Raw genomic sequence first — 26,716 nt, 5'->3', positions numbered from 1 at the left:
GCTTAAAGCTGAATAGACTGGCTTCGGTGTAATACCGTACCGAAGCCAGTATTATTAGTTAGAAATCATAACCGACGGTTGCCAGCACTGAGCGCTCAGCACCCCAGTAGCAATAAGAGGTGTTGTAACAGGCTGCGACGTATTTTTTGTCGGCGATATTATTCACATTCAATTGAACAAATGCCCCTTTCAACGACGCAGCCCAAGTGCCTAAATCAGCACGGACAGAGGCATCGCCCAGTGTATAAGAGGGGACGCGCAAAGTATTAGCATCATCAGCCCACTGCTTGCCAATATAGCGGATACCCGCACCAATATTGATGCCGTAACCTGCTTCATATTGCGCCCACAGTGATGCCATATTTGACGGCGCTAATACTGGTGTATTGCCATCATTACCATCAATAGCATCTTTGAATTTCACCCGATTATAGGTATAGCCCGCAATCACACTTAACCGGTCATTAACCTGGCTTCTGGCCTCCAGTTCCAACCCCTGTGAATTAACTTTACCGGCTGGCACAAAATAGGTCGCCGGCACGGCACGGTTTGCCACATCATTTTGTGTCAGGTCATATAAAGCGGCGGAATAGAGTGAAGTGCTGCCCGGCGGCTGATATTTGATACCGACTTCATACTGCTCGCTGGTCATCGGTTTCAATAAGTTTTGTTGGGCATCCGGGAACAGACTTGGCGTGATGGCCTGACTGTAGCTGACATAGGGTGAAATGCCGCTGTCGAAGCTATACAGTAATGCCGCGCGCCCACTGGCATGTTTATCGGTACGTTCATCGGTGCTATTGGCAGTCTTATTAATGTTTTCAGTTTTCATCCGGTCATAACGGCCTGATAGATTCAGGTGCCAATTATCCAGCGTCATTTCATCTTGCAAATAGATGCCACTCTGTTCATAGCGGCGGTTTAAATAGGAGGTGTTGATGCCCGGAGTGGTCAGCAGATAATCGCTATAAAGCGTGCTCCCCGCCGAAATACCGGTGTAAGGGTTCAGTGTGGTCGCAAAAGCGCTGTCGCTGCGCAGATTATTGCTGAACTTCTGGAAATCAAAGCCCAGCATCACCTTATGTTCAACTGCGGCGGTAGCAAAATCAGCACCCAGTTGGTTATCAATAGCAAACGCGTTGAGCGAGGAATCCTCACCGGAATAATAGCGATTCATCAGAGTGCGATCGCTATTCCATCCTCCCTGATAAACCTGTTCTAACTGAGTATTGGAATGGGTGTAACTGGCATTCTGGCGGAATGACCAAACATCATCAAATTTATGTGAAAATTCATAGCTATAGATTTGCTGCCAACGTTTAAATACATTGTGGTTACTTTCGCCATCAAAGAAGCCACGGCTTAATTTCTGCCCATAGATGCTGCCATCAGCCGGCACCGAACTGTGGTAACCACCAGAAGGGTCTTTTTGCAAATTAGCCCGCAATAACAAAGAGGTATTCTCATCCGGCTGCCACAATAATGAGGGTGCGATGGCATAGCGTTCTTCACGCTGATGGTCGTACATGGTGTCACTGTTACGGGTAATCCCGGTGAGGCGAAACGCCCAATGCTCGGATATAGCATCGGTATAATCAAAGGCAACCGCTTGTGTATTGTTATTACCGGCCGTCAGGCGGAAATGGCCTTCAGAAGTAAACTGTGGGCGTTTAGATGTCATCATCACCACACCGCCGGGGATACTCTGACCATACAGTGCCGAAGAGGGGCCTTTGATGACATCAATGCGCTCCAGGAACCACGGGTCTACTTGCAACACGTTAAAGCTGCCGCCGTCACTGAGTAAGCGCAGACCATCAAGGAAGGTATTGTTCACATCACCGCCATGGAAACCCCGCAGTGCGATGGTGTCATAGCGGTTGGCTCCGCCGGAAAAACCGGTGAACACGCCAGGAGTGTAATTCAGCGCCTGATTAATCGTAGCGACATTTTGGTCATCCATCTGCTGACGCGTCACCACCGATACCGCCTGGGCGGTAAGAATTAAGGGTTGATCCGTTTTAGTCGCCCCTTTGGTGGTTGTCGCGGTGTAGCCCGAGGTCGGGAGATCAGCAGCATTACCTGCTTTGGCCGTGACTTCTATCGTATCTTCAGCCAGCGAAGCGAAAGGAATACACATCGCCAATGAACATAAAACAGCAGAACGCTTTATTACAAAAACCGAAAACATAGTTATCTTCCCCAGATAATTAGGCATATAAAATAGATGGTTATAACCAGCATCCATTGCTATTTCACAGCGCAATAATATTGCCTGCGTGCCACATATCGTGGGTCCATAAGTTCAGCGCACAATCTATTAAATGAGAGTGTTAATTTCAATGATAATTATTATCTTTATCATTTGAGAGGGAGGAGTAATTATCGGAGTAAGATTATTCCGTAACGTGCAGAATGTGCCACAATGGCGGTCAGGCTGGCTTTAACAGCACACCTATCGGATTTTTGGGTTAATTGTGGCACTCACTTTCAGGCTGATCGGTTTTATGAAAAAGATTGGGTACGTTGTTGCACGTAGAAATTATCCGCTGCTGTGGCTGCTGCTAACGCTTATTTTTGCGTCAATATCAGGTACCAGCGTTGCCGCCATAGCATCAGATGCTGCGGCTGAAAACAGTGAGGCGCCAGTAAAACCGGCAGTATCAGTACAACTGATTAGCCTACAAAAACAGTTGGATAAGCTGAAACAGAGTGTCTCTGCCAGTACCTCCGATAACCAGTTGAGTGTGCTAAACGAGACCGCACTGGCACTGGCGCGTGATGCTGATATCTTGATAGCCGACCTGAAGCCCAAGCGGGAACAACTGCAAACACAGTTGGAGGTTTTAGGCCCGTTACCTGCCGCCGGAGCATTGGCAGAGACCCCGGTAGTCGCCCAGCAGCGGCGGATATTGAATACCCGTAAAATCCAGTTAGATGGCCAGAATGATCAGGCCCAAGCTATCAAAACCAACGCGGAAAACCTGGCAACACAGATCATCGCGTTACGGCGCACCGCGTTGAAATCACAAATTGCCTTAAATTCTGGCAGCATTTTGGGGGCGAACTTCTGGGCACCGATCGTCAATCCCAATGTTGACGATGACCGCCGACTGAAAGATTTTACCCAAGAACTGGCCGATGCCTGGAGCGCCGCCTGGGAACCCGAATGGCGTTTCGGCACCACGATGTATCTGCTGCTAGCACTCTTAATCAGCATATTTGGTTTTAAATTTCTCGATGTGCTGACCGCCTGGTTTTGTACCAAATGCTTACCACCAGGCCCGCTACGCCGCAGCTTTATGGCCTCAGCCACCACGCTTTGTACGGTGTTGATCACCGTCACAGTGGCGCAATGTATCACTCAAACCTTTACCCGCACGCCGGATGTCTCACAGGTAGTGATGGATTTTGCGCTGGCATTTGTTCAGCTCATGTTCTTCTCAGCTTTAATCGCGGGCCTTGGGCGGGCATTTTTATCCAACCAACGCCCCTCATGGCGGTTGCCTGCCATCGCTGATGAAGTGGCCACATCACTGAGACTATTCCCCCCTCTGCTAGCCAGTTGCATCATGATTTTTGGTGCCCTTGATCAGATGAACAATATGATCAATATCAGTGTGTCTGGGGCCATTTTTAGTAATGGTATTTCGGCGCTGCTGGTGGCGCTTACTGCGGCGATTATTCCGTTACGTGCTAATCGGGTACGGCGTAATCTGGTGGTAAATGGCGAAAAACCTGAAGCCTATTCCACGCTGGCGGGATTGATTCATTTCGCCATCGGCATTACGGCAATAGCCATATTACTGTCATTGTTAGTCGGTTATATCGCACTGGCGAAATTCTTAAGTTACAAGTTGGTGTGGAGCTGTCTGGTCATCGCCTGTTTATATTTATTAGTTCATCTGTGTGTTGATTTGGCGGAAAGCATTTTCTCGCCCACCAGCAGCGCCGGTAAAGCCATTAAACAATCACTGAATATTGATGACCGCCATTTGGCCCAGGCCGCAACGTTACTCTCCGCCTCCAGCAAAGTACTGCTGATATTGTTGGCCATTATCGCATTACTTAATGGCACCTTTGGTTCCACTACCCCGATTTCACTACTGCAAAAAGCGGTAGAGTTATTAAGTGGCGAAGGGCTGGAAAAATTAAATATTGTTCCCACTAACTTATTTAATGCGCTGGTTTGCTTACTGGTCGGCTTATACGTGCTCAAAGCCGCACGGCGTTGGCTGAATAATGAGTTCTTGCCACAAACCCAGATGGATTCCGGTATAAAGACCTCGGCGGTAACGCTTTTCAGTAACATCGGTTACGTGCTGGTGATTCTACTGACCTTATCGGTACTGGGCATCCAATGGAATAAATTAGCCTGGATTGTCAGCGCATTGTCGGTGGGTATCGGCTTTGGCTTGCAGGAGATTGTGAAGAACTTTATTTCCGGCATTATTTTGCTGACCGAACGGCCAGTCAAAGTGGGGGATTTGATCAGTATCAGTGGGGTTGAAGGGGACATTCGCCGCATCAATGTTCGCGCTACCGAGATCCAACTCAGTGACCGCTCAACAGTTATTGTCCCGAACTCCCAATTGATTTCGCAGAATGTGCGTAACGCCACCATGGCTAATGCTCAAGGGGTGGTGACCATTGCCCTGACCTTCCCGCTGGATTTGGATGTTGAACTGGCACAGGCACTGTTGATAGAAGCTTATGAAGAACACGAGTCGATACTTGATACCCCGGCTCCATCAGTGAAATTCAGTCAGTTAAGCCCGGACGGTATTGTCCTCAGTGTGACCGGTCTGGTCCCCAGTCCACGAATGGTCAGTAATACCAAAAGCTCTTTGTTATTCAGCATATTAAAACGGCTTAGGGCCGCAGGCGTGTCTCTTGCGGTGGCAACACCCAGCAAAACCGCAACTGAGTTGAACTAATCGGGCAGACCATGAGTATTATTAATAACAATAATGCTCATGGCCACCTAATCACTTATTTCGCCTCACTCAAACTAAACACTTTCAGATTACACCCCAGCCACTGAGCAGATAAGGCATTAATCCCAAAGGAAAAATCAGAGCCATAGACTTACTTATCTCAGCGCTGAATCAAATAACGAATCGTAGGGCCGTCCTGCTGAATATCCAGCACGGTATAGCCGTAGTTTCGCGCATCCAATGGGATATTATTAATCGATTGCGGACAGTCGCTGATCACTTCCAGAATTTCGCCCGGCTTCAGTTGCGGCATGGCTTCTAGCGTCGCCACCGCGGGATATGGGCACGGTTCACCCACCATATCCAAGCGGTAATCAGGTACGATGACGGTCGTTGTCGATGAGGAATGACTCATAGTAGCTCCTTAGCCAGAACGGATGTGGCCGCTTTCTGTTTACGGAAGAAACGTTTTTCCCACCACAGCATGGCAGCAAAGGCAATGGCTAACATCAGGTAAGTCACCAACAATCCGCCTATTGGCCCGAAGGTCTGCAACAAGTTCACCTTGTCATAATTGGTCGCCAAAGCAGGGGCGAAATCATCCCAATAATAGGCCAAAATGGTCGCGCCGATAATGTTACCCAGCCCCACCCACCAATAGTGAATCTGCCCTTCGACCGCGCGATACATCCAGCCGGTTTCACAGCCTCCAGCCAGCACGATACCAAAACCAAACAGCAAACCGCCAATCACCGCGTTCGGCCCGGCCCACAAAATCTTAGGTGCTACCCCCAGTTGGACATAACTGAAAATACCAATCGCACTGACCGCCATCCCAAGAATAATGGCCTTTGCCATGTGAGTACGCCCGGTTATCCACAAGTCACGGAACGCAGAGGTAAAACAAATTTGCGCACGTTCAATCAGCAAGCCAAAACCAATACCGCACAACATGGCGATGCCCAGTTTTGGCTGACGGAACAGCTCAATCAGCGACCAGCTTAGTGCCAGAACAAACACCACCATACCAAGGCGAAAACGGCGTGCGGCGCGGGCCGGATGCTGCGTCAAGGGCGATGCAGCCGTCACTTTTTGTAACTTTACCGGGATGCGAAACAGAGGTAACAGCGTAAATTTGGCACCAAAGTAGGAGCCGGCCGCCGTCGCAAGGGCAAAGAACCAGGCATGTAGTGAAAACTGTGGAATCCCGGTAAAGAAAGCTGCCAAATTGCAGCCCATCGCCAGACGAGCACCAAAACCCGCAATAATGCCGCCAACCAGCGCTTGTGCGATGCGAATACCGTGTTGAGGCTTGCGCAACTTAACGTTGTTAGCCCACAGAGCCGCCGCGATACATCCGGCAAACATGCCGATAATCATCATGCCATCAATACGATCTAACGGCGTCCCCTCCAATCCGATAACTTTAAAGTAACCCCACTCTTGCGGATGCGCGCCAAACAACTGCATGAGGTGGCCTCCCCAGCGGGTAAACTCGCCAGTCACCGCCCAAAAGGTGCCAGTTAAGCCGAAGTAATAAGTCGATAAGATACCAGCAGCAATGACCGCCGGTAGTGGCGCCCAAAAGCGCACCAGATATTGAGATTTAAATGCTTGCCAGCTCACACTGACACCTCCAAATAGATACTGTCACTTGCGATATCAAGACTATTCGCGGCGACGATAAAATAGACCTAGATATAATAAGCCAATTATCCATTCAATGAAGTATGTTGTGACGTAAGTTAGATGTTAATCAAAGGTTACGTCAGTAACAGTGCCGGAGAGGCAGGAAACATCCACGATCAGCCATCTTCACCCGCTAACTGGTAATCCAATGCCAATGCCAAGCGCAGGATAGCCGCCACCGGCTCGAAGAATTGCTCTGGTATGGTATCGCCACAGGCCACATCGCGGTGTAATGCCCGTGCCAGCGCAATATTTTCCACCACCGGGATACCCTGCTCCTCTGCTAATGCAATGATCAGCGCGGCCTGTTCGCCATGACCCTTTTCAATCACCACGGGCAAGGGTGCATCATCAGCGTGATAAAACAGGCAAACTGCAAAATGGGTGGGATTACGGACCACTGCGGTAGAGCGTCTGACGTTTTTTGCGAAACTGCCACTTTGCACTTCATGCTGTAACTGCCGGCGTTTCTGTTTGATATGTGGGTCTCCGTTGCTGTCTTTATGTTCCCGCTTGATTTCTTCCAGAGACATTTTGAGTTGTTTCATGATGTTATAGCGTTGAAAGGCATAATCCATCAAAGAGAAAACCACATAACAGGCAACCAGAGCACCCAGTAGCCAGCTCATTAATGTAGCAAAGACGGGGATCGCACAGCGACTTCCGCAGTAAGCCAGATAACCAAAAGAAACCGCATAGTGCAGCAATAAATAGCCGAAAATCAGCGTGAGCACCCCTACTTTCAATAAAGATTTGATTAACTCGAACACACTGCGCAGTGAGAATAATTGTTTGGCATTATTGATTGGATTGATGTGTTCGCCTTTAAACTCTACCGCTTTGGTTGCCAATAACGGCCCGACCTGCGCGATACCGGCAAGAATGGTGACTAAAATCAGCGCACCGCCTAATATCCCCATAATATGAATAAGTACTGCCATGCACTCCGCACCAATGCGGGCCAGTGCCATGGTCAACGGTTGTTGTAATTGGCTGATTGAACTACGGATAAGCGCGACGGCCTGATCGACCAACGTGTAGCCGGTCAGGAGAAAGTAAACCACCAGCACCACTAACTGGGCGCCGGAGGTTATCTCAACACTTTTAATTACCTGCCCTTTCTCCCGAGCTTCCTTCAGGCGTTTCGCGGTAGGTTTTTCGTTCTTTTCACTGCTCTCACCCCCCATCGGCAGCCCCATTGATCAACGGGATAAGTGTGTTTATCTTCTGTTCGGTCTGGTTAATCCCCACCAGATAGTGATGTAGGGCATAAGGCAGGCTAATCAGTAACAAAAGCAGAGCCAATGCGCTTTTAATCGGCATCGCCAGAAAGAAAACATTCAGTTGTTGTGCCGAGCGATTGATTAATCCTAAAGATAAATCAGCTAATACCATCACCAGCATCGCGGGTAACGCAAAGCTCAGACAGAGTTCCTGCATCAGTAGCCACTCACTTTGTAGAAAGTGCAGCATCGCTGATGAGGGGCGAATACCACTGCCAGCAGGCAGAATCTCATAGGAGCCATAGAGTGCTGCCAACACCAGATTGAAACCGCCAGATAATAAAAACAGTACGGTTAATATTTGCGTAAACAACACACCAAAAATAGAGGATTCCATGCCCATACTGGGGTTAAACAAAGTGGACATGGTGGCACCACGCAGAGTATCAATCAGGAACCCCGCCATATCGATGGCCCAGAAAGGCAGCGCCGCGACAAAGCCAATCATCACCCCAATCAATAGCTCAACACACAGCCCCCCAAACCAACCGATGAGGCTATCGTGGGTTATCAGTGGCAGGGAGAAAAACAGTGGCGTGACCGGCAAAGCTATGGCAAAAACCAGGCCGTTACGCAATAAGCTACTGCCCAGACTGCGCGCAGTAAACAGGGGTAATATCAGCAACATGCCGTAAGGGCGCATCATCGCCAACCCCAGCGCCTCAAGCCAGTACAGAGAGTCTGGCATCTCAGGACCGCATACTGGTGATTTGCAGAAAAGTCTGCTGGGTATAATTCAGCAGTGTCGACCCCATCCAATGGTAGGTAATCAATAACGTGGCTGACACCGCCAGTAATTTAATCAAAAATTGTAATGTCTGATCCTGGATTTGGGTGAGTGCCTGCAACAAACTGACAATTAGCCCGACCACGGAGGCCACCACCACCACCGGCATCGAGAGCAGTAACACTATCCATAACAGTTGGGTCGCCAGATGAACAACAATGGCATTACTCATTGATACATCCCTCGGTCGAGAGTCATAAATACGACCCCACCAACTGACCCAGTAGTAATCCCCATCCATCAATAAGAATAAAAATCAATAACTTGAATGGGAGTGAAATGGTAATGGGTGACACCATCATCATGCCCATGGCCAACAGAATATTGGACACAATTAAGTCGATCGCCACAAACGGCAAATAGAGCAACAACCCGATTTTGAATGCTTCAGTCAGTTGGGTTAGCGTAAATGCGGGCATTAATATCAGCAGTGAATTGGGTTTTACACTATTGCGATAGCGTTCGGGCCATTTGGTTTGGACGATATCGTTAAAAAAAGTGACTTGTTCTGTATCGGTATTACGTTGTAAAAAATCGCGGTATGGCGCCAGAGCATGCTCATCAATTTGCTGTAGCAAAGCGCCAATGTCGTTGGGGAGCGGCTCATCTTGCAGTCGGGCATGCACATCTAAGCCAACCGGTGCCATGATGAAAATGGTTAACACCAAGGCCAGTCCATAAATAGCGATATTAGGAGGCACCTGCTGAACACCCAGCGCATTGCGTAACAAAGAAAAAACTATCGATAGTTTGAGGAATGAAGTGCCCATCACCATCAGCAGTGGCAGCACCGACAGCAAAAAAAGCAGGACAATCAATTGAGAGGACGAATTCAGTAACTCCATAATCGGTTCCGCAAAAGGCTGGCCTGTTGAGTAAAAACAATACCCACAGTATTTGCCCAGCCCGCCTTAGCCGGAATCAGGTCATGACCTGAATAACCTCAGTGCCTCAGCCCAACAGCAGCGCATTCTCAAGGACGAGCGGTGAGAAACCATTGCTCAATGCGCACAATTAACTGCTCATCACAACACAACAGGCTGCCACTGCCGACCGATTGCCCGTGCAAACGAATATTCACTTCGCCGTAGAAGGCAGTTTTACAGTCCAGTGTTTGCCCGACGGCTAACTGTTTGATATCACGCAGCGGCAGTGTCAACCGCCCTATTTCCATGACGAGTGTCTGCGGTAATTGCTCTAGCGCCACCGCCGGTGGCTCTGGGGTCACAGTGGCAATATCCAGCGCCAGCAACCGGTCAATATCGTCATTAACCTGTTGAATTGTCATTTTGTTTCCATCCTCTAATTTGATATAAATCTGCGCGGATGCCATCGGCCATAACCAACAATTCCGCTGTTCCAGTTCAGCGGCCGCCAGTATCCGCACCCCATCTCCAGGCCTGATTTGTTGCAACTGGTGTAAGGATAAATGACTCCAACCAACCACTAAGCCAGCTTGCCAGACAGCATCTTGCTGCGCGGGTAGCGCCTCACTCTGCCAGTGAGATAACCTTTCTATCAATGCCGCCGGCGGCCAGTTACACAGCACGACACTGAGTTGCTGCCCTTCCAGTTCGAAAGTCAGCCCCACCGCCCACTGCGTTAGCAGTGTCATCGCCTGAGGAGTAATGTCATGAAGGACCAACTCGGGTAGTGACGCAAGCAGTGGACTGACGGCCCAATGCGCCATTGCATTCACCAATTCTGCCGCCAGAAGAGGAGCATCATCCGTTGCCAGCGCATAGGCCAGCCAGTGCTGCCAACATGACTGCGATAACCACAAACCACATTCCTGCCCATTAAATTGCAGTGGCAGATAAACCCCCTCTCCCCCAGCTTTGATGAAGGTTGCAGACACCCCAGCCGAATGCCGTCCATGGCCAATCACGGCGCTGAGTTGGCGTAATTCAGCCGTCAGACTCTCGAACATGGATGACCTCCAACCAGCAGGGGAAGCCTAACAAGTGCAGTTGCCGTTGCCAGCGCGACTGTATACGTTGCAAACGTTCAACCAATTCACCATTGGTGTGACTGAGCACAATATTTAACCCCTGAACAGCCAGGCTGACACTGACCCTTGTCCCACGCAACGGCCCACTGGCAATGCAGTAATCAGTGGATATCAAGCCACGGTCTCTCACCGTGGTAATTGCATCGGCCATCTCCGCCATGGGAAGAACACGCGGAGAGAGATAACGGGCAAATTGCTGTTTTTGTCTCTCATTAGCGACCCGCGGCTGCGAATCCCCGCCCAAATAATGCTCACTGAGCAGAGGTAATGCACCTTCAATATCGATTCGACTCATCTTTTATTAACATCCGTAATTTTTCCTGTTCACGCTGATTACTCCGTATCAGCGCCTGTTGTGCTGCAATAGCGTCCTGTTGTTGCAGCCCCAGAGCGTGCAACGCGCTAATTTGCTTTTGCTGCTGCCGCTCCGCCTGATACATCTGATGTTGTAAAACTCTCTGCTGCTCCGCTTGTGCGGGGAGCAGCCTACCGCGCCATTGCGCAAGCTGTTGTAACTGCTGACATAACTGATGGCGTTCGCGACGGCACTGTATCAATTGCAGTTCCTGCTGCTGCTGTTCTTGCTGCCAACGGAACAGTTGTTGGCGTAACCGGCGCTCTTTGCGTTGCCGTAAACAGAGCAAGCGCTGCAAGATATCCAGCGCGGAGTGGTTCAATTGATTATTTGGCCGAGTAGTTCCAAGGTGTGGTTGAGGCTGACGGCGTCGGGATGGCACGATAAGACGTTCTCCTGTTGCAAAAAGGCGCAGACCTTCGGGTAACGTTGCAGTGCGTTATCAGCCTGCGGGTCTTGCCCCGCCTGATATTCACCCACGCGAACCAACAGTTCGATCTCTTGATAGCAGGCTTGTATTTGGCGCAGTTTCTGTGCCAGCGCCAGATGTTCTACCGTGACGATTTGCGGCATGATACGGCTGACACTGGCAGCGATATCGATAGCCGGATAGTGCCCGGCACCGGCCAGTCGGCGGGATAGCACAATGTGCCCATCCAACAGCGAACGTACCTCATCTGCCACCGGCTCATTCATATCGTCCCCTTCCACCAGTACGGTGTAAAAAGCGGTGATACTGCCGCATTCACTGTTACCGGCCCGCTCCAATAAGCGGGGTAATGCCGCAAAGACGCTGGGAGGGAAGCTGCCCGCCGCAGGCAGTTCCCCGGCCGCCAGCCCTATTTCTCGGGCCGCTCTGGCATAGCGGGTTAGCGAATCCACCATTAACAACACTTTCAACCCGCGCTCACGGAAGTATTCGGCCACGGTAGTAGCAGTATAAATACCCTTCAGCCGCTCCAGAGCCGGACGATCAGAGGTTGCGACTACCACTACGGTGCGAGCACGGGTTTCAGGGGTGAGCACCTGGTCAAGAAACTCCCGCACTTCACGGCCACGTTCACCAATTAACGCCAACACCATGACATCCGCATTGCTGCCCGCACAGAGCATACTCAGCAAGCTACTTTTCCCGACCCCTGCCGCCGCAAAAATACCGACTCGCTGCCCCTCACCGCAGCTCAATACGCCATCAATGGCCCGGATCCCGGTGGTCAGTATTTGCCGAATCGGCTGGCGGGTTAGTGGCTCCGGGGGTTGGCAATCCAACTCACGCCAATGCCCGATAACCGGAGGACCGCCATCCATGGCGACACCCAAACCATCCAAAACTCGCCCAACCAGTGATGGCCCCACCTTGACACGGTGGGTATGCCCAAGTGGTGACACCCACTGACCGCTGCGCAAACCGGCTGAAGAGGCGAATGGCGATAGCAACGCGGTCTGTTGTTCAATAGCGACCACTTCGGCCAGCATGTCCGGTGACGCAATACGGCATAACTCCCCCAACGCCACACCGGGCAGATTGGCGCGTAATAGGGTTGGGCCAACATCCAATATTGGCCCGCGATAGGCCATACCATCCGGCGGCAGAGACGATAAGCGCAATTGCTGATGCAACTGAGCACTTAGTGTTGGACTATCAGGCAGCTTCATCAAGTTCATCACCAATCAACTCAATAGTGCCGGCCACCTTGATATTCATCTCATCACCCAATTCCTGCCAGGAAAGTACCGGCAGCGTGAAAATATCCCGCTCAACTATTTTGCGCAGAAAACGCCGTACATCGATGGCGGTCAGCAGGACAACATCACTGTTTTGTGCAACAGCGGCTTTTATCTTGTCGAGGATCAAACGTGAGTGTTTATCGGCTAACGCCGAGTAAGCACCCGCAGAGGTTTGGCGAATGGATTCACGAATCAAGTTCTCAGCCCCCTCTCCCAGCCGCAATACCGGTAACCAGACGCTGTTTTTACTGAACCGGCGACACACATGGCGGCGTAAGGCGATGCGCACGTACTCGGTTAACATGACACTGTCTTTCTCTTTCGGTGCCCAGACCACCAGCGCGCCGAAAATGGTGCGCAAATCCCGGATCGATACATCCTCCTCCACTAGCCGTTGCAGTATCTCTGCAACTTTGCCCAGCGGCATCTGGCGCTGTAGTTCTTTCACTAATTCCCCGTAGCGCCCTTCCATCGCATCCATCAGATAACGGGTTTCCTGCACACCAATAAATTCGGCTGTATGTCGCTCGAATACCCGTGTCAGGCAAGAGATAATACGTTTATGCCCTTGTACATATGGGATGCCCAGGATGCTGGCATGGCTGCCCTGCTCTGCGGCTAACCACTCAAAAGTGCCCATTCTGCTGCCTAACCTTTGGCTGCGCGTCTCTAGCTGGGCACTGGGCTGAGTCAGTAGCAACTCATCTGATGGTAATGTCAGTTCCAGCACTTGCTCCTGATAGACCCGGATCGATAAGCTGTTCTCAATTAAGGTAGGATCACTGCGGATCTCCACCTCCGGCAATGGCACGCCAAGATGCTCAAACCAGCGCCAGCGCAAGCTATCAATATCTCGGGCCAACTCGGGATAATCCAGGTTAGGCGCGCAATGCAACATCAAGGGTACCGCTCCTGGTGTCATTGCATGGTCCGCAGATAAGCCACTGTCACCAGCCCCCGTTACCGTACCTCTGTGCCGTATTGACTGATTCTTGCGATAGAGTAAAAAGGCCGGCGCGGCCACCAGCGCCGCCAGTATGATAAAGATCAGGAATGGAAAACCGGGTAACAAAGCAAAAACAGTCAGGATGGCGGCGGCTAACCATAAAGCATCTGGCTGACGCCCCACTTGTACCGCCAGATCTTTAGCCAAACTCTGCTTATCGCCGCCAGGAACGCGGGTCACAATAATCCCAGCGGTAATGGAGATAAGTAACGATGGGATTTGGGCACATAGCCCATCGCCAACCGAGAGCACCGCATAGGTGATCATCGCCTGTTCCGCCGACATATTATGTTGCAGCACACCGATGGTGATGCCGCCAATAATATTCACCAGAATGACAATAATCCCGGCAATAGCATCGCCTTTAACGAACTTCATCGCGCCGTCCATCGCCCCAAACAACCGGCTCTCTTTTTGTACTCTATCCCTTAGCCGTCCGGCCTCGGCCGCATCAATCACGCCCGCCCGCATATCACCATCAATACTCATTTGCTTACCGGGCATGCCATCAAGCGAGAAACGGGCGCTGACCTCTGCCACTCGCTCTGAGCCTTTGGTAATCACGATAAACTGGACCACGGTGATAATAGTAAAAATGATCAACCCCACAGCCAGATTACCGCCAACCACAAACTGACCGAATGCCTCGACAATTTCACCGGCATCATGCTGGAGCAGCACTAAGCGCGTAGTACTGATAGTCAGCGCCAAGCGATAGAGCGTGGTAATCAGCAATAACGACGGGAAAACCGAGAATTCGAGTGGATCGCGCAGGTAAATCGAGATCATTAGCAGGATGACTGAGAAAGCCAGATTGATCGCAATCAGCAGATCTACCAACACGGTTGGCAGAGGCAGGATCATCATAAAGATCGCTACCAACAGCATGATCGCCAGAAAAATATCCTGCCGCGCAGTTATCATCAGCAAGCCACGTATCAACGCCGATTGCCTCATGGACATGCTCCCGGCAGGCGGCACAGCAAGGCACACTGCTGCCGGTAGAGCTGATACCAAAACTCAGCATCGGACAATGCCGGCGGGGAGCAACTGACCATAATACCCATTTTCAGTAAGTAGATACGCTGTGGCACGCCATTAAATCGCTCAAGCCGCCAGCATTGCTGGAGCCGCAGCAGATCATCATGGTTGTAGTGCCGTTGTTGTAAACCGCAAGTGAGCAGTAACCTTGATGCTCGCCACTCAAGGAAAATAATCCGTTTTTCTATCTGCCACTGCATGCGAGAGGTGATTGCCGAGCAGGGCAATTCCGCCATGCGGATAAACATTTGAAGGTTACGGGTAACAACTAAATCCATCTCCATAACCAGTGTCCTTTTGATGCAACTTTTCGCTATACATAATAGATTTCAAAATTCAGACCGGCGGCAAGCAAGAGACAAATCGGTTGTGGCCGGGTCGTGAGCGCAGCCAGCACACCTGCAAGTTGAAAAATGACGAGAATAAACAATGAAAAGAATAAGCAGCCAATGCCTTATCAACCATCAGGGGTTCGCCTGAAACGAAAAGTCATATCTCCAGCAAGGTGGCTAAAATTTGTGCTTGTTGTTCCTGATCATTGAAACAATCCACTGGCATCAATTTAAACAACTCATAAAACCGACGAATGAATCCGCGCTGTGCTTTGGCATCCGAACCAATAATCGCTTCAATTCGTGGCTGCAACCAGCTACTGAATAACCAGGGTTGTCCCACCACTGCCAGTACCTCGTTCAGAATCATATCTCCTGCCACGCCACAGACATTCCCCACCTGGCTGCAATGGTCTTCCAACCCGAGAAACATCAGCAAACGGCGCAACTGGTGGAGTGTCGCGGACAAACGCTCACCGTATTGAGCGAACGGCCGACAGGACAAATCAAACGCGACGGCACGCATGAGTACCCGAACACGTTGTTGGCGCTGTGGCCAACGACTCACCCGGGTAAACCACTCCGCCAGCGACAATTCACTTTGATGAATACTTTGCTGAAACAACTGTTTGACCGCTCCCAGCGAGCGGCTGCCCTCCGTACCCAGCTCCAACAGACCAAATAGCTCAACCTCCCAGCCTTCACGCTCAAGTAGCGGGCCAAGTAATTGCGATAAGCTGCGGCGGCGTAATGGATTATTTTTGCTGTGTGCCAGCATGGCGGCCAACAGTAACACTTGCTGCCCTGCCGATAGCTCACCCTGTCGAAGCTTATTGGCAAGTGAAACAAGATCCACATCAAGCGGAATGTTCTGTGAAAACAGCATATCGTTGCTACCGGAGAGCTGAGTTATCAACTTCACCAATAGCTGTTGGCGGCGCAGATTACGCTCCTCAGCCTCAATGGATTTTTGATCTTTCAAACGGGAGCCGAGACTCAGCCCGATCTCTTCCATCGTCTCTTCCAGCGCGGTTTGTCTCACTTCAGATAATTCAATGCTGGCCAGTTCCATGACTGAGTGTGCGGGGGTTACTTCGCCATGAGCCTTCCCCACATGTTGGTCAGAGCCGTGAACTGCCAAGGTCTCTGACACATTATTGGCACTAATCATGAGCTGGCTCCTGTAGCCAAAGGATAAGTTGCGCCAAATGGCTACGCAGAGAAAGGCTGACTTGCAGCATTGGCGAACCTAAGCGGGCGGTATCTTCAGGCATGCTCTCATCCCCCACACACTGCACCCGTTCACCCAGAGCAGAGACCACGGCAGGCAGATGCTGCGGGTGAACCTGTAAAACCAACATTTCATCGTGCGCCATTTTCTCCACTTGCGCCCCCAGCCGATGAATCAAAATCTGTTCCACAGATTGCTGACCGGCCCAGGCAGTTACCACCGACGCAATCGCTGCCAGAATCTGCTGACGGGCTTGTGTAATCAAGGATGCCTCCAATTGCTCCGCCGCCACTAGCCAGCCAACATGTTGCGCCAACACCTCAGCTTCTATTTGACTCCGCGCTTGAACCATCAGCATGTCTGCTTGTTGCTGTGCTTGCGCCAACAACACGCGGCTCTCATCCTGCGCTGCTTGCACAATCTCGGCTGCCTGCACCCGGGCAGCAGACAAAATATCGCGGCTCTGCGCCATTTCCTGTAACTGAACCGCCGCAATGACTCGCCCCGCTGGCAGCGAATAATCAAATTTCTCTATCCTGAGATGAAAAGGGTTCACAGCAAACGCTCCAGTCGGGTTAACCAACCGTCAACCGAAAAAGAGAATGCCTGGGACAGAGATAATGCACGGGGCTGAGGGGGTAATGAGATAGAGGTGGCACGCCAAACCACATCATCGTGGCGTACCTGATGTGCCAGGCTATGCCCCAGACGTAAGGCAACCGTGGGCAGATGCTGTGGGCTTAAGCTGGCAGGCAGGTGACCCTGATATCCCATACCAATGAGTTGTTGAATATCAGCTTCATCCAACAGCGGCGAAAGCCTCTCGCGATAACGCCGTAGGCGCAAATAATCACCACATTGTAAATGAACCAACCCCAGCGCCAGACAGTGGGCAGATAAGCGCGGATAGCTTGCCATTCGCTCTCGCTGCGGCTTGCTCAGCACCGCAGGCAGGGTTTGCTGTGGGAATTTTCGTTGCCGAATTAGCGCATTATTCAACACTCTGTCCAGCGCGTTACTGCGGCCATAACAGTAGTTCTCTGTGTTAATCCCCATCGCCGCCAACCATAGAGGATGGGCAAACTGTGCGGGTCGCCAGGCTAACTGATGCAAATGCCGGATATCAGCGGTTAACGGTAATATCATCCCTTTTCCCCTTCCATTAGCGATTTATCGGCGCAAATAGCGTAATAAGCACACCGTTGACAACCCAGCCAGCAGCACCAACAGTAGCCCTAACGCTATCTGTATCGCACCGGCGTGGCGTAATAGCCATTGCAAGCTCAGTTGTGCCTCAGCGTGCTGGTGTGGCTCAGCGGCGATAAACCGATAATTGGCAGGCTGCATCACCACACTAATCTGTGAGTAATCGATACCGGGGATACCATCGCGGATCAGATTTTTAATTTGTGGCTGATAGCTTTGTAAATTGACCTCGGGGGAATACTTGATAAACACTGAGGCGGCGTGGGGAACACTGCTTTTCCCGTCGGTCGGCGCTGGCATGGCAATGGTCACATCAGCATGAATCACCCCATCCATATGGCTCAACATGCTTTCCAACTGCTGTTCTTTCAAATAGACCATCTTGGCCTGCTCTTGGCCAGGTGATGTCATGAGCTGGTTCGACGGAAACAACGTATCCACTGTCGTAAATTTCTGACGCGGAAAACCATGTTGTCGTAGCAGTTCCACTGCATTAATAAACTGACTTTTATCGACACTCAGCCTTACCGTCCCGCCTTTCTCGGACTGCTTTTCGGCTTTAATCTGGTGCAACATCAGCAACGCCAGCATCTGGTTGGCCTCCCCCTCAGAAAGCCCGCTATATAGCTCCATACCACAGCCTGAAAGGGAGACCACCACCAGCAAGAGCGCTATCGCACGCCGCAGGCGTTTCATTGCATATTGACCAGTTTATTGATGTTCTGCCCGAGAACACCGGCCACTTTAGCCGTTAAATCTACTGCTAATGTGGCGTGCATCCATTGCGACTGAACGTCCAATAATTGGGTCGGCGACATCATTGCCGTGTCAGGTTCCACCTGTTGCATTAACTGCGTAAATTTGGCGATTTGTTGCGGCTCACCGGCCGCTGGCTGAAGGGGGGTATTCAACATTGAAGCAGCCTGAATGGCATCAATTTCCATCTGATGATCTCCTTGTTGATAAGCAATTGTATACCGTTGCGGTGTTATGCCTTTAGTACCTGGGGCTGCCGCGTTGTTATCGGCAACGCCAATGACGTTGGGTCAGCAGCAGAGATCCCTTGTTGTAGCAACGCCAACATGGCCTGCGCATCTTCGGATTTGGATGTTGCCAGTAACGCCAGTGCTGCCACTCTGTCATTAAGTCCGAATAACAGCATTGCCTCACAGACCAAGCGAACTTGTGGATCCGGTATCAGTTGGGGTAACACATTAAGAATATTTTGGGCTTCTGCCTGTAGGCTGTGATTCACCCCGGCCAAGGCGGCTTCAACCACCAACTGGCGGCATTGTGCTGAAAGTAAGATCATATTTTGGCAATAATCCCACTGGTCATATCTTTAATATTCTTCATCAGCGCACTGCTAAAGTTGATGTAAGACGAATACTGCTGCATGGCAAATTGCATCTTGAGCATATGTTCAGGATCAGAGGGATTACCGGCAGCCATCTGGTTTTGAAAGTCCTGACTTATCTTATGAATACTATTCGTCATTTCGTTCATTAATGCGTTTATATCCATCAAACCTCCTATTCCATAAGTGACCGCATATGCGATGGGCACTGCTGAAAACGGCGACGGAAGCTATCAGAGAAATGCGCGTGATTGCTAAAACCACATTCCATGGCAATATCTGCCACACGCAGCCGTGTAGATAACAACAATTCACAGCCCTTTTTCAAACGTTGATCCAGTAACCACTGCTTCGCAGACATGCCGAATTTTTCATAAAACAGAAAATTCAATTTACGGGTGGAAATACCTAATTCATCGGCATAGCGCGATACCGTCCAGGGATTAAGGCGATTTTGTTCAAAAAACTCCAGTAACTCATTATTGGTACCCACAATTGATTCCAACAATCTGGAGAAATAAACTGAATCCAGACCTAAACAATACAGGTAAAGAAAGCGTAATGATGCTGAGCGCTCAATATCAATTAACTGTTCAGTTGCGTGAATAACATCTTTATTTGCTGGCAATATTTTGTAGCAATCAGATATTTTATGAGGCAAGCGAAATTTATTCGACTGCACCATTTTACTGGCTAAGTTTTGATATATAGGTAAAAGATCTATCGAATGACACAATATTGAAATAAAAGTACTTTGCGAGAAAGAAGATACCGTAGCCAACTCGTGGGTAACAACTAAACTGCCCGCAGGTACCGTATAACACTCTCCGTTGCTACGTAATGTTCCCTCTTGCCGAAATAAAATAAACTGTATTGATTTCATCATATCCCTTAGAGAGTAATTAACCTTATACAAGGTTAACAAATAACACTAAAGAGACTATCCGGCATTCACCCTAAGCGAAACTTGTTAGTTTCCCATTCTCGATTAAACCTAGACTTTTATATACCTCCAGCTTGCCCATATTTCTTTCTATTATTGCATTTACTTCCTGCTCATTACTCCTTAAAACACCCGCTATTTCTTTTCGCTGATCATTATCATTACTTATCCACACCCCTAGCGCACCGGCAGTAATAATACTGGTTATAGAGGCCACTATTGGATTATAGTTTTTAGCAAGTAAACATAAACTGTTGGTAACGACCGGGTGCGTTAGTAACCCTATACCTGCTAAAGAGGCCACGATACCAACACGAATAAAGTACGATGTGTAGCGCGCGATTTTTTTGCAATTATCGGATGAAGCACCACAGGATTTAGCGAGCATAAAGGCAGCTTGCTGAATGGCATCACTGCCCATGGCGAACCCCTCTTTATTTTTACTGGCACAATTCCAGTTATGGTAACCGCATGCCAGGTTAGACAGTGATAACATTAAGTTCAACCCAGTAACGATGGCAACCGGGGTCGCCGCCCCGCCACTGCAAATACTCATTCCAACACTGACAGCAAATGAAGCCAGAGAAACCGCCAACTCAACCACATTGATGAAAAACTGTTTTTTGGCTAACTTAACTTTGATATCGTTATTTTTACTAACAATATCTTCTTGAGTATCGAGAATTTTATTTATCGCACAATTAGCATTTGGAACATCTTTGCTCAGAAAGTCATTTGCTATTTCTGCAGGGGTGGGAATAGAGGGTCTCTCCTCGACACTCGATTTAACTACCGCACTCGGCTCAGATGAATTATTAACACACTTAATATTGTCTATTCTATCCATCGCTATCCCCTTTTAAATTTTAGTCATAATATTCGTGTTATTTCATCTATATTTCACTCAATAATCGATTGGCTTTCGTTGCTGTAGACGCATACTCAGGATTCAGATAGCTCATTTCAATGGCGGTTTGTAATGCCTCTCTGGCATCAGCGCCTTTATCCAGCGCACGTAAACAAACAGCCATTTGGTATACCGGTTCAGGATCATTTGCATCCAGTAATAGCGCAGCGGCATAAGCACTCAGCGCCAGAGCATATTCTTGCTGCATTTGCAGAGCGGCGGCCAAAGCCAAATGAAACCGTGGCACTAAGGGGCAACAGACTGTAAGCCAAGAAAAATCACTGATCGCGGCAGTATAGTCATCTGCCAGCCAGGCCTGATAACCCCGTGTATAGCGCGTTTCTACTTCCTGCGGATCAGGTTGCCGCTTAAAATCACTCATTGGGTGCTGAATAATATTCTGTTCTTTCAATACACTATTTATCTTTACACACAGGGACTGGAAATCATCGGCAGAAAAATCGTCCATTGGACCTCCTTTGTTTTATTTATCCGTACTGACATCAAATAGTAGCCAATCATTACCATCGATATTCTTACTGAATGCACCCTTGGCTATTAATATTCGAATAAGTCTACTGCGGATCAACCACAAAGGCTGATTAGCGATATTATTAATAATCAGCATTCTGACTATCGATATATCAGTAATTTCCTCACCTAAATGGAGCAGGAAATTAAATAATGCTAAAAAATTCCCCGGTGTGTTTTTTTCAGTGGAAACCTCCAAAGAACAAATAATTAATTCACGCTGTTCAATACGGTAGATCACCCGGTACTTATCAAATAAAAACTCACTCCCTAATTTGATAGTGCTATTTTCGAAAAAGGCTGTTTGAGTCACACAGCCTTTGCTGAGTAAGTATTGCTCAATGTGCTGAGAGTTAAATTTCATATATCATAATTTCACAGCCATGGAAATATTGTTTATTAGGTTAGTCAAGGTATTGCTAAAGTCCTTGAATTCTTGTCTTACCTCTCCTAGTTTATTCTGTATTTCATTGCTATTTTTTGAGTAACTATCAGAGCTAAAACTTTGCAGATTGCTCTGCATGCGCAAGGTTTCCGCCTGACGGGATATATCACCCTCGGCCAGTTTCCCACTACCGGTAATGAATTGCCCAGCAACACCACCAATAGGCGCGCCGATACCGCCCCACCGGTCGCCTGCTCCGGCACTGGCGGCGCTAATTACACCGGACAGAATGGAGCAAACTCCGTTAGAGATGGCTGCGGAGGCTGTTTTATCGATCGCTTCACGCTGACTTTTCATGGCAGCAGCTTTGATATTAAACAGAAGCTCGAATTGTTTCCCACCATAAGTACTCAGTGAATCACGCATTTTTTTAACTAACTCATACATTTTGGAAATAATGTCGGAGATTTCACTAATGATATTGCCAGTACTATTATCTAATTCCCCTCCATCATCGACAGTCTGTAGGGCTTTGTCGTTTACTTTTATTTCCTGGCTGATAGGTGTATTCATTATAACCTCATTATATTAATGAACCTGCCACTCTCGTTTGTAGCATGCCGTTTTGATGGATGTTATCGCTTAATTTCTCCAATGTATCTTGTGCGCTCTGAGAGATATCTTTGAGTTGTTTACTTTGCTGCTGTTTATTCCGTTCAACCCATTGATCCATAAACTGTGAGAAGTCCTGATCAAGCATCAATTTTTCAATTTCTTTTTGCAGCTCTCCGTTTTTAATCGCCAACTGGCCACTATTAATCTGCACTAACCCTTGAGTAACTTTTTGCATTATCTGTAAAGGTGAGAGGCAGATATCTTTTATTATTTGCTTAACCATCTTCTTCATAATTTCCTTGGTACATTGGCGAGTAAATTGTTCTGCAGTGAGTGTAGTGCCTTTCTTAATCGCGGTTTGAACCAGATTTTTCGTCACATCGCCTACCAGTTTTTCAACACCAGCGTGGGTAAAAGAGTTAGTGATATTGCGCATCAAGGTCATTTCCGTTTCAGTTATCTGCTTACAGGTATTCTTGGCGAACTGTTCAGTTAACTGTTGCACTTCTTGGTGACTTAGATTCTTCATCGCTTCGGTCAACGCATCAGCCCCGCCCGCTTTTAACACATCACCCGCCCCTTTGGTCACCGCTCGAGCGGCATTAATCGCGCGAGCGGCTTGAAACAGGTCGATTGCCATAGCAAAGCATTCACAACCGAGTTGAACTTTACCTGCGACATCAATAATTTCCTGACATTTCTCTTTTGAGGCTCCTGCCAGCATCGCCGTTTCAGCGGCGGCCTTAACCAAACCGGCAGTCCCTGCCGCCAAATATGCGACCCCGGAAGCCATTGCCACCGGATCCCCGGTTAGCACCCCGGCAGAGATCTTAATCGCACCGTAAACTATCTCGGCTAAGCCGATGGCCCAATCAAACACCGTGTTGAAAATACCGGCTTTGTGAGCTTTATCCGCTTGCTGAACCGATTTATCTATCTGTTGCTGATACTCATTAACCCGTTTATCGCGTAAAAAAGTCTGCACATCCGTTGCCCGCTCCATCTGCTGGCGGATTGACTTACAGGAATCAGAAAAAAAAACCAGGCTCAGGTTGCCAGCCATCGAGAGGATGAGCTGCATATCTATGCTGCCCAGTTGATCAAGGGAAATCCGGCCACTGTCCCCTGCTTTGGCGCCGGAACGGGGTAAGGCGACCAACAGGCGATCCAAGGCGGCCTGGGCTTTTTGCTGCGTCACCTTGGGTGACGTCATATTCATATCCGCCGAGGGTGACAACCCGGAAATTGCCCACCTGTCTGGTATTTTCGCCGCTGCCAAAGGTGTGCTTTTACCTGCGGCTGCCAGTGCCCAATCAGTCTGAGTGTCGGCATTAAATGCGATACTATTAGACATGTCTCACCTCCAGTAATAATGCAGCCAGTCCCCGTTCGGCTTGCTGGCGGACTTGAGCCTGCTCAGGGTGAGCATGGCACCAGTTCAATGCGGCACGGAATGCTTTTTCAGCATAAATAGCATTGCCGCAAGCGGAATAACATTCCCCAGCGAAACAAGATGGACGAGGATCATCGACCTGAATTTGCCCCGCGCGGCTGAAGCAATAAATCGCCTGATGGCAATCCCCGGTTTGCTGATAACACGAACCTAATGTTAACCAATAAGCAAAATTCCAATGGTCGAAACGAATCAATATATTTAACAGTTTTTTTGCGCCGTCATATTCTCCGCCGTGACAAAGTTGTACGCTATATTCATATATTAACGTCAAGTCTTGCTCCGACATATTTGCCAACATACGCAGAGAACCACCGCGCCGCATAAAATTAATAAGTTGATCAGTAGGTTCAATATTCATATCGAATCATCCTTGCGGCCATAACTTGGTTAACAAAGATTGCGGGCAATCGTCGTCAATAAATCTTTTAAACTTGTCTGCAATGTACTGATGTTATTAACATTAACGTTATAACTTTGCATAAACTTCTGTAACTGCAATTGCTCTTGAGTCATAGTATCTGACGCGCGGGTCTTTTCATTATCTAATGCCGCTTTTACTGCCTGTAATTGTCCTTTATCCAGTTCTGGCCCATTCTTCTTTAAATACTCGTCAATACTCATCTTATCAACTTTGATGCCATGCTCCCGCATAAACTCGATAACCGAATCGGGTAGCGGCTCAGTTTTTTTATCATCCCCTACAGCCGCTTTGGCAATTACGGAATCAACCTGATTAGCGTTATCCTGTATATTATTGGCATATTCTGATCGGGCGTGCATAGCCTCATAGGCACTTCTGGCAAGTGATTCAAGTACGTCCAGGTATTCATAAAAGGCACTCAACCCCATACTATAGATATCAGCATGCTCGCCTAGATTATTGCGAACATTATTAATGTCGTTGTGAAGATTCTTAAATTTATTTTCCAAAACGGAAAAATCAAATTCATTATTGAAATATTTGTCAGCATCCAAATAAGAGTTATCTAATTTATTTACGTCAGTGTTCGCGACCATAGAAATACTCCTTACCTCAAGATAACAATGATATTTCAGGACGAGATTAACTACATTCCCTCACCTGAACTTATATTTCTGAGCTGCGTCTCCATTTGTTTAAACTGTACTTTCATGTTTGCAATAGATACCATCAATTGTGCTTTTTCTTGATTTAAACCATTCGGAAAAGCTTCATTCAAGCGAATTAACGTCTCTCTTGCTTTACTGTCATTTTTGGCTTTTTCTTTCAGTAATTCGATTTGTTGCTGGAAGCCCTTCAACTTTCCTACATCAGACAGTAATTTACTATACCGACTGTGTAGGTCCCCTAACACGCTCTGAATAGAATCATTATCATTCATATTGTATTTCCTTATGCATTAATATATAATATTACTTTATCTCACTAAGCAGCATCTGTCTTTTATATTAATTCCATATTTTTCATAAAATGGCATGGTGATTTTTTAATTTCCATAGCGTGTTGACAGCGTTGCTATTATTTTCTCCGCACTACTTAGGGCCAGCATCATATTGTTAAGCGCTTTATAATTATCAGGTGTTTGCTGTAGAGACAATTGTTGGGAAATTAATAACTTCCCATTTGCCAGCAACGTCCTCTTCTGTTGGATTTTTTTCGCGTCATATTTAATAGCGTCTTCCAGTTCAGTAATGTGCGACATTCATTCATCCCCTAATCCTTAAAAATTCATGGGTATATGGATTAAATTGTTAGATTTTAGTAATGATATACCTTGCTCCCCAATAAAAATAACTTTATAGCCATTCGCCAGTACCGTCCCTTGCTGTAAGCGTAATCCATTAGCTAATTGCACGAATCCTGAAAGTTTATTTCCGCCATAGCTGACTATTGCAGCAGGAAGAAGCTGAGCGGTTTGATCTGACGTGGGGATATTCTGATACCTCACCGCCAGAAAGTCCGGTTGTTGCCGGGCCAATGCTGTCAACATCTCCATCAGTTGTTGTTGTTGGCTGAGCGACAATATACCGCTGATAATGATTTCCTTATTACTTGGCGCCATGCTGAGATAACCTAATAACCCCAGTTCCCTTAAGCGCTCAACTAATTGTGCAATTTTCCCATCATGGCTATTAATAACCACCCAGCCCTTTAACCCCGCCACTGTCGCCAGTGTTTCCTGAACTTTTAACCATTGCCCCCCCATTTCAATAGCACCATGGATTGTGATATGCCCTGGATGTTTCCCCGTGTCGACCTCTATATCCTGATAGCCATACTGGTGTAATACATCCTTGACGCTACTGAGCAGATGGTCATCACAGACTAATTGATTACGAAAGACAATACGGTTAAGAACCAGGAAATTCTGCAACTTAATCACTGCGGGTGATGAGCTACAGTGACCACTCAAAACAACACTGCCATCTAATAACCAGTTTTCTTTTATCCCCTGTAAAGCGGGTTGCTTTAACTGCTCTGAGAGTTGTGTTGGAATATCAGGAGGAAGATAAGCTAGTAGCGCTTTTGGCTGCTGTATAAACCAGAATATAACTACCGATAGCAGTAACAATAGGATAAATACCAGTACAGATAAGCAGAGTAATAAGCGTGGCCGAGCGCGAGGGATATAATGAATTTCACTTAAAATATCGCCCACCTCGCCAACAACCAAGATTAATCCCCCGGTTTCAATCGCCTGTCCGAGTGGGAGTTTCTGCTGTAAATCATGCCGCGCCCCCTTAACCCAGACATCCCCAGATGTCTGCAAAGTTATGTGCTCATCACTTATTCTCAGGGTCAATATTTGCCCCTGAGGTAAGGGTAATAATACGTCGCACTGCTGACCCCCTAGTGTAAACTCCCCCTCAGGTAACATCAGCTCACGCCCATTAAGTTCACCATTTAACAGGCGGAGTTTAAACCGTACTGCCATG

32 protein-coding genes are annotated in these 26,716 nt (G+C 48.3%); 1 reads left to right on the top strand and 31 read right to left on the bottom strand.

Features of this window, described 5'->3' with window-relative positions; genetic code table 11:
• Positions 1-58: 58 nt before the first annotated feature.
• The gene (locus V1956_RS04170) at positions 59-2,191 is read right to left on the bottom strand and encodes a TonB-dependent siderophore receptor (RefSeq protein ID WP_372559968.1); all 2,133 of its coding nucleotides are present in this window, start codon (positions 2,189-2,191) and stop codon (positions 59-61) included.
• A gap of 286 nt (positions 2,192-2,477) precedes the next feature.
• On the opposite strand from V1956_RS04170, the gene V1956_RS04165 reads away from it, so the two are divergent.
• The gene (locus V1956_RS04165; RefSeq protein WP_372559969.1) at positions 2,478-4,937 is read left to right on the top strand and encodes a DUF3772 domain-containing protein; all 2,460 of its coding nucleotides are present in this window, start codon (positions 2,478-2,480) and stop codon (positions 4,935-4,937) included.
• A 160-nt stretch (positions 4,938-5,097) separates the two neighbouring features.
• Here V1956_RS04165 and yedF read toward each other — a convergent pair whose 3' ends face one another.
• The 30 genes from yedF to sctD form a co-directional block, all read right to left on the bottom strand.
• Entirely contained in the window at positions 5,098-5,352 is a 255-nt protein-coding gene (gene yedF, locus V1956_RS04160) for a sulfurtransferase-like selenium metabolism protein YedF (RefSeq protein ID WP_083161077.1), read from the bottom strand.
• The gene (yedE, locus tag V1956_RS04155) at positions 5,349-6,563 is read right to left on the bottom strand and encodes a selenium metabolism membrane protein YedE/FdhT (protein WP_372559970.1); all 1,215 of its coding nucleotides are present in this window, start codon (positions 6,561-6,563) and stop codon (positions 5,349-5,351) included. The genes yedF and yedE overlap by 4 nt, the downstream gene beginning before the upstream one ends.
• A gap of 179 nt (positions 6,564-6,742) precedes the next feature.
• Positions 6,743-7,813 carry an EscU/YscU/HrcU family type III secretion system export apparatus switch protein gene (locus tag V1956_RS04150; RefSeq protein ID WP_420074317.1) on the bottom strand — a complete coding sequence of 357 codons (1,071 nt, stop codon included), beginning with the start codon at positions 7,811-7,813 and terminating at the stop codon, positions 6,743-6,745.
• Positions 7,803-8,597, bottom strand: a complete 795-nt coding sequence (sctT, locus tag V1956_RS04145) for a type III secretion system export apparatus subunit SctT (protein ID WP_372559972.1) — start codon at positions 8,595-8,597, stop codon at positions 7,803-7,805. Before sctT ends, V1956_RS04150 begins: the two co-directional genes overlap by 11 nt.
• Position 8,598: 1 nt before the next feature.
• Complete coding sequence (locus tag V1956_RS04140; RefSeq protein ID WP_050085721.1) at positions 8,599-8,868, bottom strand: EscS/YscS/HrcS family type III secretion system export apparatus protein; 270 nt, start codon at positions 8,866-8,868, stop codon at positions 8,599-8,601.
• A 22-nt stretch (positions 8,869-8,890) separates the two neighbouring features.
• Positions 8,891-9,541 carry a type III secretion system export apparatus subunit SctR gene (gene sctR, locus V1956_RS04135; RefSeq protein ID WP_372559973.1) on the bottom strand — a complete coding sequence of 217 codons (651 nt, stop codon included), beginning with the start codon at positions 9,539-9,541 and terminating at the stop codon, positions 8,891-8,893.
• A 128-nt stretch (positions 9,542-9,669) separates the two neighbouring features.
• On the bottom strand, positions 9,670-10,626 hold the full coding sequence (locus V1956_RS04130) for a YscQ/HrcQ family type III secretion apparatus protein (RefSeq protein ID WP_442824832.1): 957 nt from the start codon (positions 10,624-10,626) through the stop codon (positions 9,670-9,672).
• Complete coding sequence (locus V1956_RS04125; protein ID WP_420070998.1) at positions 10,604-11,002, bottom strand: hypothetical protein; 399 nt, start codon at positions 11,000-11,002, stop codon at positions 10,604-10,606. The genes V1956_RS04130 and V1956_RS04125 overlap by 23 nt, the downstream gene beginning before the upstream one ends.
• Positions 10,983-11,384 carry a type III secretion protein gene (locus V1956_RS04120; protein WP_420070999.1) on the bottom strand — a complete coding sequence of 134 codons (402 nt, stop codon included), beginning with the start codon at positions 11,382-11,384 and terminating at the stop codon, positions 10,983-10,985. Before V1956_RS04120 ends, V1956_RS04125 begins: the two co-directional genes overlap by 20 nt.
• Complete coding sequence (locus V1956_RS04115) at positions 11,381-12,718, bottom strand: EscN/YscN/HrcN family type III secretion system ATPase (RefSeq protein ID WP_442824831.1); 1,338 nt, start codon at positions 12,716-12,718, stop codon at positions 11,381-11,383. Before V1956_RS04115 ends, V1956_RS04120 begins: the two co-directional genes overlap by 4 nt.
• Complete coding sequence (locus tag V1956_RS04110; RefSeq protein ID WP_372559977.1) at positions 12,705-14,753, bottom strand: EscV/YscV/HrcV family type III secretion system export apparatus protein; 2,049 nt, start codon at positions 14,751-14,753, stop codon at positions 12,705-12,707. The genes V1956_RS04115 and V1956_RS04110 overlap by 14 nt, the downstream gene beginning before the upstream one ends.
• Positions 14,750-15,121 carry a type III secretion system protein gene (locus V1956_RS04105; RefSeq protein WP_372559978.1) on the bottom strand — a complete coding sequence of 124 codons (372 nt, stop codon included), beginning with the start codon at positions 15,119-15,121 and terminating at the stop codon, positions 14,750-14,752. The genes V1956_RS04110 and V1956_RS04105 overlap by 4 nt, the downstream gene beginning before the upstream one ends.
• Positions 15,122-15,326: 205 nt before the next feature.
• Positions 15,327-16,340: a TyeA family type III secretion system gatekeeper subunit gene (locus V1956_RS04100; protein WP_420074313.1), complete on the bottom strand. Its 1,014-nt coding sequence runs from the start codon at positions 16,338-16,340 to the stop codon at positions 15,327-15,329.
• Positions 16,333-16,956, bottom strand: a complete 624-nt coding sequence (gene sctL, locus V1956_RS04095) for a type III secretion system stator protein SctL (RefSeq protein WP_372559980.1) — start codon at positions 16,954-16,956, stop codon at positions 16,333-16,335. Before sctL ends, V1956_RS04100 begins: the two co-directional genes overlap by 8 nt.
• Positions 16,953-17,546, bottom strand: coding sequence for a type III secretion system domain-containing protein (locus V1956_RS04090; protein ID WP_420074312.1), 594 nt, complete (start codon positions 17,544-17,546; stop codon positions 16,953-16,955). The genes sctL and V1956_RS04090 overlap by 4 nt, the downstream gene beginning before the upstream one ends.
• Before the next feature lie 24 nt (positions 17,547-17,570).
• Positions 17,571-18,302, bottom strand: a complete 732-nt coding sequence (ssaJ, locus tag V1956_RS04085) for an EscJ/YscJ/HrcJ family type III secretion inner membrane ring protein SsaJ (RefSeq protein ID WP_442824830.1) — start codon at positions 18,300-18,302, stop codon at positions 17,571-17,573.
• Positions 18,299-18,550: a type III secretion system inner rod subunit SctI gene (sctI, locus tag V1956_RS04080; RefSeq protein ID WP_372559983.1), complete on the bottom strand. Its 252-nt coding sequence runs from the start codon at positions 18,548-18,550 to the stop codon at positions 18,299-18,301. The genes ssaJ and sctI overlap by 4 nt, the downstream gene beginning before the upstream one ends.
• A 44-nt stretch (positions 18,551-18,594) precedes the next feature.
• Positions 18,595-18,918 carry an EscG/YscG/SsaH family type III secretion system needle protein co-chaperone gene (locus V1956_RS04075; RefSeq protein WP_442824829.1) on the bottom strand — a complete coding sequence of 108 codons (324 nt, stop codon included), beginning with the start codon at positions 18,916-18,918 and terminating at the stop codon, positions 18,595-18,597.
• Positions 18,915-19,130, bottom strand: coding sequence for a type III secretion system needle filament subunit SctF (sctF, locus tag V1956_RS04070; RefSeq protein ID WP_372559985.1), 216 nt, complete (start codon positions 19,128-19,130; stop codon positions 18,915-18,917). Before sctF ends, V1956_RS04075 begins: the two co-directional genes overlap by 4 nt.
• Positions 19,131-19,138: 8 nt before the next feature.
• Positions 19,139-19,846: a helix-turn-helix transcriptional regulator gene (locus V1956_RS04065; protein ID WP_372559986.1), complete on the bottom strand. Its 708-nt coding sequence runs from the start codon at positions 19,844-19,846 to the stop codon at positions 19,139-19,141.
• A gap of 73 nt (positions 19,847-19,919) precedes the next feature.
• On the bottom strand, positions 19,920-20,753 hold the full coding sequence (locus V1956_RS04060; RefSeq protein ID WP_442824828.1) for a hypothetical protein: 834 nt from the start codon (positions 20,751-20,753) through the stop codon (positions 19,920-19,922).
• A 46-nt stretch (positions 20,754-20,799) separates the two neighbouring features.
• Positions 20,800-21,282: a SycD/LcrH family type III secretion system chaperone gene (locus V1956_RS04055; RefSeq protein ID WP_420071005.1), complete on the bottom strand. Its 483-nt coding sequence runs from the start codon at positions 21,280-21,282 to the stop codon at positions 20,800-20,802.
• 15 nt (positions 21,283-21,297) lie between these two features.
• Complete coding sequence (locus V1956_RS04050; RefSeq protein WP_372559989.1) at positions 21,298-21,708, bottom strand: pathogenicity island 2 effector protein SseE; 411 nt, start codon at positions 21,706-21,708, stop codon at positions 21,298-21,300.
• Positions 21,709-21,711: 3 nt separating this feature from the next.
• Positions 21,712-22,302, bottom strand: coding sequence for a chemotaxis protein (locus V1956_RS04045; RefSeq protein WP_442824827.1), 591 nt, complete (start codon positions 22,300-22,302; stop codon positions 21,712-21,714).
• A gap of 10 nt (positions 22,303-22,312) precedes the next feature.
• Positions 22,313-23,698, bottom strand: a complete 1,386-nt coding sequence (sctE, locus tag V1956_RS04040) for a type III secretion system translocon subunit SctE (RefSeq protein WP_442824826.1) — start codon at positions 23,696-23,698, stop codon at positions 22,313-22,315.
• The gene (locus V1956_RS04035) at positions 23,691-24,158 is read right to left on the bottom strand and encodes a SycD/LcrH family type III secretion system chaperone (RefSeq protein ID WP_420071008.1); all 468 of its coding nucleotides are present in this window, start codon (positions 24,156-24,158) and stop codon (positions 23,691-23,693) included. The genes sctE and V1956_RS04035 overlap by 8 nt, the downstream gene beginning before the upstream one ends.
• Before the next feature lie 29 nt (positions 24,159-24,187).
• Positions 24,188-24,817 carry a chemotaxis protein gene (locus V1956_RS04030; RefSeq protein ID WP_420071009.1) on the bottom strand — a complete coding sequence of 210 codons (630 nt, stop codon included), beginning with the start codon at positions 24,815-24,817 and terminating at the stop codon, positions 24,188-24,190.
• A 50-nt stretch (positions 24,818-24,867) separates the two neighbouring features.
• Positions 24,868-25,161, bottom strand: a complete 294-nt coding sequence (locus V1956_RS04025; RefSeq protein WP_442824825.1) for a chromosome partitioning protein ParA — start codon at positions 25,159-25,161, stop codon at positions 24,868-24,870.
• A 105-nt stretch (positions 25,162-25,266) separates the two neighbouring features.
• A complete protein-coding gene (locus V1956_RS04020; protein WP_420072139.1) occupies positions 25,267-25,482 on the bottom strand; it encodes an EscE/YscE/SsaE family type III secretion system needle protein co-chaperone in 216 nt (71 codons plus the stop codon).
• Positions 25,483-25,500: 18 nt separating this feature from the next.
• The gene (gene sctD, locus V1956_RS04015; RefSeq protein ID WP_442824824.1) at positions 25,501-26,715 is read right to left on the bottom strand and encodes a type III secretion system inner membrane ring subunit SctD; all 1,215 of its coding nucleotides are present in this window, start codon (positions 26,713-26,715) and stop codon (positions 25,501-25,503) included.
• Position 26,716: the final 1 nt, after the last annotated feature.

It is taken from the genome of Yersinia sp. 2540 StPb PI (genome assembly GCF_052217165.1).
Lineage (GTDB): Bacteria > Pseudomonadota > Gammaproteobacteria > Enterobacterales > Enterobacteriaceae > Yersinia > Yersinia enterocolitica_E.
The sequence above is the reverse complement of the archived record's forward strand: the minus strand, read 5'-3'. Positions and strand labels throughout refer to the sequence as shown.